Source organism: Natrinema hispanicum (assembly GCF_900111485.1).
GTDB lineage: Archaea > Halobacteriota > Halobacteria > Halobacteriales > Natrialbaceae > Natrinema > Natrinema hispanicum_A.
In genome coordinates this window covers 1-10,835 of sequence record NZ_FOIC01000055.1, presented here as the reverse complement: position 1 = coordinate 10,835, position 10,835 = coordinate 1, and the positions used below count along the sequence as shown (strand labels likewise).

Genomic DNA, 10,835 nt, shown 5'->3' with positions numbered 1-10,835 from the left:
TACTGACCGTTGTGGTTCAGGGAGGTGTAGAAGGTGTTTGTCGAGGCGATTTGGTCGATATACCACGCCGGCACGTCGGTGCCGGCGCGGAGCTCGTCTTTGGAAGCGACCTCATCGTGGGCTCGAAGGAACTGACGAACGGTGGCCTTATGCGAAGCGGCGGTGTTCTTACTGGTGTCGGATCGTTGTGTGTGCATACCATCGATCCGGCTTCTAATCTAGTTAAAGTGATTATTCTAGCTCGTAGTGATATCTCTTGGACATACCTGAGCTAATTTCGAACTCGTGCAACAGGCTATATCATTATATATGTAACAGGCCTCATAGCTGTCGGCACTCTTGGAGCAGTTTTGCTCAAACGTGCTCCCTCCGTGTTTCTTCGTGATTTATTCACTGACCCTATCTGGCTATTCAACTGTGTGCTAATGATAGTCATATGGTTTTTGATGTATCCAAAACTTCGAAGAAGCTACAAGAGACGAACCAGCTAATTCACCGCTGCTCCGTAACTACTTGACCTGCACTGACCGAAGAGTACCCTTCGGATTTTGACAGAGCCGCTGCGGCCATCTGAATCCGGAACCGTATGCATTGAGAAGACCAGTCTCAACTTCTGCACGGGGTAGCGTCCACAACTTCGGGATCTCAAATTCTATAAACCACCATACAGCTGACACCCGTTACGATTGTCCTCAGAGAAGCTGTTTGAAAAAGACGCTCTTCCCGATAGATTGTAACATCGCGTGATGTCAGGAAGCAACAGCCCAAAACCCACATCTCAGCGGTATGTGTGAGCGATCAGTGGATCAACAGAGCGGGCATGACGTTATGATCTATCGGGATGAGCGAAAGTCTTGGCGGTCATCTAATGATGGTCTCAGGAGTGAAGATCATGGCAGCGATGAGATACAGTAATACGAGGATTGCTGCTAGACGTAATGCGCCGGCTGTCTGTCGCCGATTCTCTGGAAGGGACTCGGCAATACCAGCCAACGCGGACCCGACAATCATAATAAGCAACCAGTTGCTTGAGTCAGCGTTGCCCTCAATCCAAGAGTGTATGTAAAGCCCCAGGAAAATAAGCGATCCAGCGAACTGAACTAACGCCGTAGGGCGGCCAGACGGCTTACTAAACACGACTTCGTTGATACTGGAGGGCATCAAGAGAGTATTCTCGCTCGAAATTAAAATAGTTCGTGTGTTAACACGTTCTCGAGCGGTACTTCCGTTCGTGCGATCGATGAGATCGGCCTATGCTCGCCGTCGGAGCACGAGCGTCGTCAGTAGTCCTGCAATCGACGCGAGTCCAGCCCCGATCCCGAAGCCGGGTGTGCCATCCGCGTTCTCGTCGTCTTTAGCGGCGTCTTCGGTCTTAGTCTCGAGGAATTCACTCATCGCGTCAGTATCGGGTCGTGGGAAGTCGTCCTCCCACTCACCGGCCTGGTGGACTGTCGTCTCGGGCCCGACCACGCTCAACTGCTCGAGATCTGCCTTTGTTGCCGAGGCGGTGTCAATCCCGTCCATGTCGTCGACGTAGACGTACATCGATGTTGTCTCGTTGTGCTGTTCGGTCGCAACGCCACTGACGGACAGACTCTCACTGACTGTGTCAGTAATCTCGCTCATGTTTTCGAACTGTGCGCCGGCTTCGACGCGCACCGTGCCGTCCGTGAGCCCGGCGTCGATGCGAGCAACCTTGAGTTCGGATTCGTTCAGCGCCGACACGAACTCTTCTGTTTTCGGGGACATAGTCGTCGACGACTGACTGTTTTGGATCGACTGTGCCCAACTCTTGATCGTCTGTCCAGCCAGATCTTTTGACTCGAGTTTGAATTCCCCGTCCATCGAGAGTTTGTCACCGTCGGTTTCGGCTGTTAGATCGAACGTGACGTCGTTCGGCGGCTCAACGTCGTTGGACTCGAGTTCGTCGATATAGGCGTCCCAGTTTTTGGTATCACCCGTCATCGTCGCGTTGAACGACAGGTCACCGGACGGCGTTTGTTCGACCGACCCGTCCCAGGTGAACGTCGACTCGAGGTTCGCCGCCTGCTGAGCCTCGATGGATTTTCGCGCATTCTCGAGTTGCTCTTGAGGAAGCTGACCGGTCGTATCAGTTGCTTCCATCAGATCGAACATCGCGAGGGTCAGTTCGTCGTAGTTCGCGATCGCAATATCCCATTCGGCGTCGACCGAGCCCTCGTTCACGTCCACCATGAACGAGATCGTCTCAAGATTAACTTCAGTGATACTGGTCGCGATTTCCCGTGCTTCCGAGCGGGTCAGATCGGCTGACTCATCGGACACCAGTTGGTCGGTCAGCTGCTCTTCGATACCGCTGTCGATTCCGGTGTACGTAACGGTGTACGCGATTTCGAGCTGGGACTGGCCGCTTGATTGGTTCTGGAAGTCGTAGTTCGTGATCTCGATCTCGCTAGTCCCGTTGAGACTCGTAGCGAGCATCCCATACTGGCCCTGAAGCGTTTGTTTAGCCTGATCTCGTGTCTCCCACTGACTCGCCGTCCACTGGGACAGGTTCCGTTCTTGGGCAACGTTGACCGTGTAGCCGCTCTTCGTCTCCGTCACGGCCGCATCGACGTACATGTTCGACCCACTACCCATGGTGTCCGTCTCGGCGGACACCTCACCGTTCGTCTCGAATCGGTCTGCAGTCGCGGCGATTTTACCGCTTGTACTGACTGTCCCAGCACTCGTATTCTCGCCGTTGAACGACCCAGACATTTCCGCGTTGAACTCGTTGGCGTCCTCAGAGACCTCACCAGAGACGTCGACAGTGAGATCTTTGAGATCGTCCGGCTGCTGCATGACCATCGATCCGTTTCCGGAGAGGCCCTGCTGGTTGAGGATCGTCGAGAAGTTCGCTGATTCTACATCCTTGTTTGGGTTCTCGACGTCATCAACGACAAGCATGTGAACCAGACCTTCACTGACGTCCATACCCACGTCGATCTTATCGAGGTCCTCGGAGTCATTCTCATAGTGGAGGACGGCGCTTCCGTTGTCGCCAAGATAGATATCATCGGCCGGCTCAGACTGTGAGTCGACCTGTGTGATCGAATCGTACGATTCGAACTCCGGGGAGGGCTCAGTCGCTTGGGCAGTCGTCGTCGCACCGCCGAAGGCGACCGGGAGTCCGATCGTTGCAACGCCAACGACTGCGACCATGCACACGGCCAGAAACGCCCTGAAGCCGTCCGTCGATCGCAGTTTCGCTAGCGATTTCAATACTGATGACATGTGAATGGACGTTCAACCGCGTAGTTATAAAAGTTAAGATATGGTGACATTCACACCCCCTGAAAGTCGCGGTTTCCCACACGCAGCGGCTTGTTGTGGCGGGTGAGTTACGTGTTACCATTCCGTTCCACGAGAGACTGCTGGCAGTGCCACGCTACCGATGCACTTCTCCACCGTCGAGAAACGGAGAGTCAGATGTCGACACGATCGAACCGATAGAGTCCGATCCCGAGCGGCACGACGATCCAAAACAGCAGAATCATGAAGGAGAACCAATCATTGAGATAGATTGGTAGCTCGCCGCCGAACATCTGTGCACTGGTGGTCGATCCCTGCTCGAGCAGATCAACGTCGGTGAGGAATGTCAAACCTCTGTTATATGCCTGGCCAGGATCGAGATTTGTGATGAAGTACGTCCAGTCTTGCCGCCGCTCTGCCATCATTTCTTGCCCCTGAAACTCCTGCGTGTACGTTACGGTATCGAAGAAAAGGAACTCTCGCTCACCGAGCAGCCTAAATATAACTCCGAGACTGTTCCATACAACGTAAAAAAGCAGGAAAACACAGAACATCGCAGCTCCAGCAATGGTCGTCGAGCGCGTCAGGGACGAGAGCGAGACGGCGATGCTCGTGTAGGCCATCCCATAAGTCATCGACATGACTAATAAGCCGCCGTAGTCGACGATATCGAATCCGCCGAGAAATGCGGCAACGAGGGCTGCCGCGAGGACAAACCCGACTGTCAGCGACACCGACAACACGGCTGAGCGGCCGAGTAGTTTTCCGATAACGACGTCCTTTCGCGAATGAGGCAGTGAAAGGAGGATTTTTACACTTCCAGACTCTCGCTCACCAGCAATCGACTTCCAGCCCAGAATCAGCGCAATCAGCGGTACAATCCACTTGGTGACCTGGCTGACGAGGAAGACGAGCGCATCGGTCGTCGCTCCCTGTGCTGCGATATCCTCGCCGAAGTACGACAGCGCTCCCGCGATCCCGACCAGTAGCAGGAAGAAAAGCACGCTCAGCCCCCAGAAGAGCCACGAGCGAACTGCATCCTGAAAGTCTTTCTTTGCGACCGTGAGGATGCTCCCCAGATGGATCCTACTCGAGGTCGACCCGCTGTCGGTCGGCTCACTCACGGCATCGGTTTCGGTACTCATTGCGCGTGCACCTCCGGTCTTGTGCCCGTAGTATACGACCGGAAGACGTCCTCGAGCGAAGACTCAGTCGTTTGGAAGTCCTGTATCTCGATACCGTGGTCCTCGAGCGTCGAGAGGACGGCTGTCTTCGAGCCGTTGACAGAGGCGACAATCGTTGGCGGGTCTTCACCCTTGACGGTGGCACGAGTGACGTCTTGGAGCGAACGAACTGCTTGGAGGGCGGCATCGTCGATCCGATCGACGGTGACGCGCAGTGACGTGCCGCCAGAGACGGAGTCGCGTAGTCCTTCGACAGAGTCGACGGCAACCATCTCGCCGTCGCGGAGGATGCCGACGCGGTCGCAGACTTCTTCGACCTGCTCCATAATATGGCTCGAAAAGAAAACCGTCGCGCCCCGTTCATTCTCTTCGCGGACGAGGTCGCGCATCTCGCGGGCGCCGTTCGGGTCGAGGCCGGTCGAGGGCTCGTCCAAGATGAGCAGATCCGGTTTGCCGACCAGCGCCATCGCGAGCATGAGCCGCTGGGACATCCCCTTCGAGAAGCCGCCAGCTTTCCTATCGATCGCATCCTCGAGGCCAACACGCTCGAGCAGCGCTTCGGGCTCGTCGTTGGCGTTCTTGGAGTTGATCGCAAACTCGAGGTGCTGGCGGGCGGTCAGGCGGTCGTAGGTTTTGACACCTTCAGGAAGGACACCGGTTCGCTGCCGAATGTCCCGACTGTTTCGTTGTGCATCCATACCAAGGACGCTGACTGAGCCATCGGTCGGTCGGGCAAAATCCAAGACGATATTGATCGTCGTCGACTTGCCGGCACCGTTGGGACCAAGAAAGCCGAACACTTCACCCTCTTTGACCCGGAAGGAGAGGTCGTCCAGTGCGAGGGTCTGACCGAATGATTTGGTCAGATTGTCGACTGTAATAGCTGGCATACCCGTATACGGGTAGCAGTTTATTGTAAGTCTTTTAACTGATTTCTCATTCAGATAATCCTGAACAGTAATTTTAACTGTTTTAAAACAGTTAAATCCAGCCCGAATATTATCGTGTTGTATTTATAGCGATATTCACGATGGACGAGAAGTCAGCACAGGTGTTTCTTCCACCACGTGAGCGATGCTTTGAACACCACCACCCTCTTTCGACATGGACCAACCCAACGACAGTGAGTAAGCTGTGGAAGTTCACGGTTGGAAGGGTCGCAGTAGTCGTCGCACGATACGCTTGCCGTTTGAGCGAACGAATGCGACACCACCGACTTTCGACTCGTCGAGTGCATACCGTTCTGGACTGCTCTCTGAATCATCAATCCGGTAGATCATCCTGTCATCCGTGGCGAACTCGAGCACGTCATGAACACGTGATTCCGTGAGGTCACATTCTCGAGCGAGTTCTGGAACGGTTTTGGGACCGGATTTTAACTCTTCAGCAACGAGATGTGCATGGTTGAGTATTAACATCACCTCACTCGCTTCCAGGTCTTGATGCGGATCACTATCCTGGCCCTCGACAAAATCTCTGCGCGCATCAAGAAGAATCCAGACACCAGCAAGGAACGTCAGTCCAGGGAACCACACTGGACCCCCGGTCGTGGCCGTGACCGTGAATTCGTACCCGACCCACACCAGACTCCCGGCTGCAACGAACATCCCGATTCCGACATGGATCCACCGGTTGTCGATCGATGGTGTGTCTTTCAAGATCTGGATCGTCTCAGTTAGCCCAAGGGCGATCACAACAACGATGAGGGTATTGACATCTCGGGTCACGCCGTAAACGATGGCGAGAAACGCGATTATCGTGAGGACATGTCTGACCGTCAGCTGCTTACGAACCGTGTGACCGAGACCGGAGGCCATATGTATACACTAGTCTGGATTGACAATAAGCACTGTGCCGCAGGATGGTGGTCAAAGGTACTATAGAAGAGGCAAAAGATGGGTATGAGAACCGTTGTATGACACTCTCTGTTTCAATCATGGTTTGTTAGATATAGCTGTCAATTCGAGTCAAGTGCCGGTCACACTTGAGCTCGAAGCCGGTCAATGCGCTTCTCGGTTGGCGGATGCGTACCGAAGACCCGACGCGCAATAAATCGTCGCGTCCGATCAAAGAATGGATGTTTCTCCCACGGTGGCGGGACAATAGCGAACGCAGTAGCCGTATCCCGCTCGCGAAGATCCGTCGATGGGCGACGCTCGAGATCAGCATCAAGCGACTCAAGGGCACTTGCGAGTGCAGCTTGGTCGCCGGTAATCGCGACCGCGCCGTCGTCGGCAGCGTACTCTCGGCCACGGGAGACGAGAGCGACGTACCACCGGCTGATGGTTCCAACCAACATTGCTAGTGGTTCGACGACAGGGTTGTAGCCGTATCGACTACGAGCGAGTCGTGCAACAGCACTGGGCGCCGATAGCGCAGTGAGCACCGCGGCGTCTCGGTTGGCAACGTGGGCGAGTTCGTGAGCGATAGCAGCCTCAAGTTCGTGGTATTCAAGCGTCTCGATCAACCCCCTAGAGAGAACAAGTGTCGAGACAGCGGGGCGATAGCCCACTGTCAGCGCGACGGGTGTACCGTGCTCGAGTACTTGAATCTCGGGCGGCGGCAGGTCGACCTGACCAGCGAGTCGAGTGACAATCGACTCGAGGGATGCATTCACATCGACTTTCCGGTCAGAGTCAGAGGTAGATCCCGCTGTACCATCAATCTGATCGACCGACTCGATGTCCGTGACCGTGAGCGCCTCGAGATCGAATCGGTCCTCGAGATCTCGGAGAACAGCGTTGTTGCCTGTAAACTCTGTGCGGATTGTAGCGCCGACGTGGATGCCAACGAACGCGACAGCACTCATGGCGGCCACTGAGACGACAACAGTTTCGACTGATACGAGAGTCGCTGCCCAGTAGCTAGCTCCAACTATGACGATTCCAGTGACGCTCACTAGAAGGGTCGGTCGCAGAGCCGTAGTTTGCTCAAGTCTGGTACGCACCCATTTGACCTCGTCCGTGATGCCGTAGGTGGCTGTTGGGTCGACAGGTTCCTCCTCGGTGATTTCGGCGGCGCGGCGCTCGATGGCGTCTCGCACCCTATCGACATGATTGGGAACGATGATCGATCCGAAAACGAGCCAGACAAGTGCGGCGACAACGATCAATCCGAACCCAACCCAAGAGGCTATACTGAGGTAGCCGACGATAAAAATCCCGATAACAAGCCAATTACCGCCAGTCGTGCGTTCATCGTTCACCTCGTCTTTCGAACGGATCCATTCGTGGGCAGCCCAGAGGTACCCAGCCATCAGCAAGTAAAAGAAGCCGACCAGGACCAAGAGCCCGAACAGTGGAAGAGGCAGTGCTGAACGAAGGAACGGCAGAGTACTTAGCACAATCAGTAACGACGAAAGCAACAGCACGTACGAGGCGAGTTCGACAATCCCCTGGGCAAGTGCACCAGCCGGTGCGGAGCGCTCGCGAGCGGTACGGACGGTCCGCAGCGACAATTCAACGGCCGCCAAACAAGGCATCCCGACCGCAACCACGAGCGCTACAGCGAGCGGCCCGGCGGCGAGACGGAAATCAGAATCAGAGAGGATCGTTAGTGAGGAAAGTACCTCAACGCCGTAGTGAACCCCAGCGTAGATCGGGACGCCAATCAACAAGAGGACAGCGACGACGACACCACTTGAGAGGAACAGACAGCTAACACCGGCGATGACTGTCCGGACAAAAAGGCCAGCACGAGTTGGAAGCGACGTCATGACGGATTTCACCTCGAGTAATTGAGAACCGGACGGGCTATAGGGGAACCAAAATAATGCATGTCGTTTCAAGGATTAACCTCGAGTGGCAAATAGATACCCGACCAATTGCAAACTATGGCCCTGTTGAAACCTTCTTTTTTATACACTTATGATGTCGGAACTACTGGCCGCTACACGTGCGAACCAAACACAGTTACAGAAAACATATATGTAGTAAATCATTTTCAAAAGTATGTATCAAAAGCTGAATGATCATATCAGTATCCTCGCTGATATTCTCCTCTTCATCACAAGCATCGGTCTAATCTGGGGATTAGAACCCGTCCGTACAGCCCCGTTGGTACTCTCGCTCTGGACTATGGACTTTATTATAAATGGTTTATCTCTGCGAATTTGCAACGACGGTGGCTGCTGGCTCCTCCTCATTATTTTGGGTTTGATTTATACTGTCGCTATTTCAACAGCTGTAGTGCTTATTTTCCGTCGAATTAGAGAGAATCTCGTATAGTATTCGGTCAAATTTCTGTATTGAACGGTACGCACGTCCCTCTACCGAACGGCATGTACTTCACCTGTACTAACCGGTAACTACGTATGCAAATATATCGGACCTTGATCATAGAATATATTTATTAGACAATAGTTGCAGTCTGGTATGAAAAGACGCCAGTTTCTTGCTCTTGCCTCGAGTGGCGGAATTGTCGCCACGGCAGGCTGTCTATCTCTTGGTGGAGATGCATATGCAACGTTGCAGAGTCTGCATTTGATAAACCCCTTTAGCGACCCTGTAACGGTGAAAGTTAGAATAGAACGGGAGGACACTGATGAAGTAGCATATCTGGAGTCCCATGTGATTCTGACGGACCCGAATATGGTTACGCTCGATTGTGTCTGGCCGGATGCTCCCTTGACGGTGATGGTCCGCCATGTGGATGGGAAATGGAATCGTCTCACTACTTCAGACTATGAAGACTGTCTGGGTGTTATAGCCGATATACGCAAAGACCGTCCGTCATTTTCGACGCATAATTCGGAATGTCCAATTCGTAACGCTGTTTGTCATACTGACGTGGCAGAGTAACTGTTCAAGATACGATACTGTCTGAGCGAGTTTTGAGCGGTACGTGGTTGATCTGTTCTTACCATTCCCTACGAGTCAATAGGCGTGTGACCGGTTTTATGACATGCTACTTTAGGCATTGATCTCCTGCAACGCTCTTGTGGCGGAGGTTGTTGATACAGTTTCCCGTCGTCGGCTCGAGTCAAGACTTGTCCGCCAGAGCCACTGAGATGCAAGTTCGCGATCTATTGCACTCGCTGCAGAATCACAGGACGGCTCCGCATCAACAATGTGCTACACAAGAGCTGCAATACCGTTACGTATTCCGACGCCGAGAGAGTCTCGAGCGCCGGCACCACGCTCAGCGAGTAGGCGAAAAAGAACCCGGCCATGAGTTCACAGGACGACCGACACCGCGAACAGAAGCGACTTGCTAGCCCGGGTCAGCACGCCCCTCGTACTGGCGAGACTCTCTATCAGTTCAAATCACTTGTCTCAGCCGCTGCTGTCTGCTCACATCTTCGCTTGAACCACCCGCTCAAGCTGGATTTATCGATCTCGTCGTGCTTCAACGAACTCTCTGAATTCTGAATCTCAACTACTGTTCAGGCGGAGAAGGATGTCAAACAAGACCTTCTCGCCGGTGAGGAACTCCTTGTTGAGGGTGGATCGCTCTGCTCATAGAGTCCGTACAGCGTTTCGAGGTCCACGATTTCTTCTCCTCAAAGATCCACTTCACGTCCATCACAGTTGCGTCGACGGGCGCTTTCACCCGCAACCCCATCGAGATGCCAATCGTCGGGCGGTCACGACTCCCCGATGTCGTAGGGTACGACCGTCTGGCCGGTACTTAATGGCCGGTAGTGCGCACGTGCCAGTTCGACAATTCGATTCGCCAACTCCGTCCATTCCTCGCCCGAGACACATACTGTCAGACAGAACTATCTGAAGATCGCTCGCGAAAGCTGGCTGTCTCCAGCGGTGACAGCCGAGCCTGAGCGAGCGACTTCTCACTGACTTCTGTTCGACGGTAACACGCTTCGCGATCAGATCGTTCTCCCGGCTGATGAGACGGCCCGAAGCGCGGAATCCGCGCATCACATTCATTAGCTGCTCTGGATAAACCACCAATACATGTCACTCAGTGCGATAATCAGAAAGGACGTTCAGGATTCCGTCCGATCAGGGGTTCTACTCGCTATCACACTGCTGTTCGTCCTCGTCGCCGGATTCTGGGCGGCGATTCAACACGTCCCCCCGATATATGGCGAGAGCGACATCCCAACCAGCACGCTGGCGTTATAGGCTGAACAGCCGCAATACCACGCCGTTCACGGCGTGGATACGCGCCGTCACTTGTGGTAACAACCCACCGTTCAAATGCCACCTCCGAGTTTCCCATGGTGATGTTTAAGTGACAGGCAACCCACTATAGAGTAGGAATCGGTCGGAATGGATCGGATTCCGAACCGTCCTTCGGAGGCGGCCTGTCCGCCCACGAAACGAGGCAATATCCGAAAAGGCAGTCGGTGAACGCACATTCCAGAAGAGTGTGTCTGTGCTGACTGTTCAAAGCGAGTACCACGATACCTCCGACTCT

General features: G+C 54.0%; 7 protein-coding genes and 1 pseudogene. 1 reads left to right on the top strand and 7 read right to left on the bottom strand.

What is annotated here, in order from left to right:
* The 7 genes and pseudogenes from BSG09_RS19255 to BSG09_RS19225 form a co-directional block, all read right to left on the bottom strand.
* Positions 1 to 197, bottom strand: a pseudogene (locus tag BSG09_RS19255) (transposase); the annotation flags it as partial.
* 664 nt (positions 198 to 861) lie between these two features.
* Positions 862 to 1,161, bottom strand: a complete 300-nt coding sequence (locus BSG09_RS19250; RefSeq protein ID WP_092936017.1) for a hypothetical protein — start codon at positions 1,159 to 1,161, stop codon at positions 862 to 864.
* 90 nt (positions 1,162 to 1,251) lie between these two features.
* A complete protein-coding gene (locus BSG09_RS19245) occupies positions 1,252 to 3,255 on the bottom strand; it encodes a hypothetical protein (protein ID WP_343124083.1) in 2,004 nt (667 codons plus the stop codon).
* 191 nt (positions 3,256 to 3,446) lie between these two features.
* On the bottom strand, positions 3,447 to 4,418 hold the full coding sequence (locus BSG09_RS19240) for an ABC transporter permease (protein WP_092936013.1): 972 nt from the start codon (positions 4,416 to 4,418) through the stop codon (positions 3,447 to 3,449).
* Positions 4,415 to 5,347 (bottom strand): ABC transporter ATP-binding protein, encoded by a 933-nt coding sequence (locus BSG09_RS19235; RefSeq protein ID WP_092936011.1) that lies wholly within the window; start codon positions 5,345 to 5,347, stop codon positions 4,415 to 4,417. Before BSG09_RS19235 ends, BSG09_RS19240 begins: the two co-directional genes overlap by 4 nt.
* 252 nt (positions 5,348 to 5,599) lie before the next feature.
* Positions 5,600 to 6,274, bottom strand: a complete 675-nt coding sequence (locus BSG09_RS19230) for a hypothetical protein (RefSeq protein WP_092936009.1) — start codon at positions 6,272 to 6,274, stop codon at positions 5,600 to 5,602.
* Between the two features lie 161 nt (positions 6,275 to 6,435).
* On the bottom strand, positions 6,436 to 8,172 hold the full coding sequence (locus BSG09_RS19225; protein WP_092936007.1) for a M48 family metallopeptidase: 1,737 nt from the start codon (positions 8,170 to 8,172) through the stop codon (positions 6,436 to 6,438).
* A gap of 658 nt (positions 8,173 to 8,830) precedes the next feature.
* Between BSG09_RS19225 and BSG09_RS21045 the strand changes: the two genes are divergently transcribed.
* On the top strand, positions 8,831 to 9,256 hold the full coding sequence (locus tag BSG09_RS21045; RefSeq protein WP_175542268.1) for a hypothetical protein: 426 nt from the start codon (positions 8,831 to 8,833) through the stop codon (positions 9,254 to 9,256).
* The last annotated feature ends 1,579 nt before the right edge of the window (positions 9,257 to 10,835 follow it).

Coding starts and splice junctions, on each gene's coding strand:
- BSG09_RS19250 (WP_092936017.1), bottom strand. CDS start 1,161: ATGCCCTCCAGTATCAACGAAGTCGTGTTTAGTAAGCCGTCTGGCCGC.
- BSG09_RS19245 (WP_343124083.1), bottom strand. CDS start 3,255: ATGTCATCAGTATTGAAATCGCTAGCGAAACTGCGATCGACGGACGGC.
- BSG09_RS19240 (WP_092936013.1), bottom strand. CDS start 4,418: ATGAGTACCGAAACCGATGCCGTGAGTGAGCCGACCGACAGCGGGTCG.
- BSG09_RS19235 (WP_092936011.1), bottom strand. CDS start 5,347: ATGCCAGCTATTACAGTCGACAATCTGACCAAATCATTCGGTCAGACC.
- BSG09_RS19230 (WP_092936009.1), bottom strand. CDS start 6,274: ATGGCCTCCGGTCTCGGTCACACGGTTCGTAAGCAGCTGACGGTCAGA.
- BSG09_RS19225 (WP_092936007.1), bottom strand. CDS start 8,172: ATGACGTCGCTTCCAACTCGTGCTGGCCTTTTTGTCCGGACAGTCATC.
- BSG09_RS21045 (WP_175542268.1), top strand. CDS start 8,831: ATGAAAAGACGCCAGTTTCTTGCTCTTGCCTCGAGTGGCGGAATTGTC.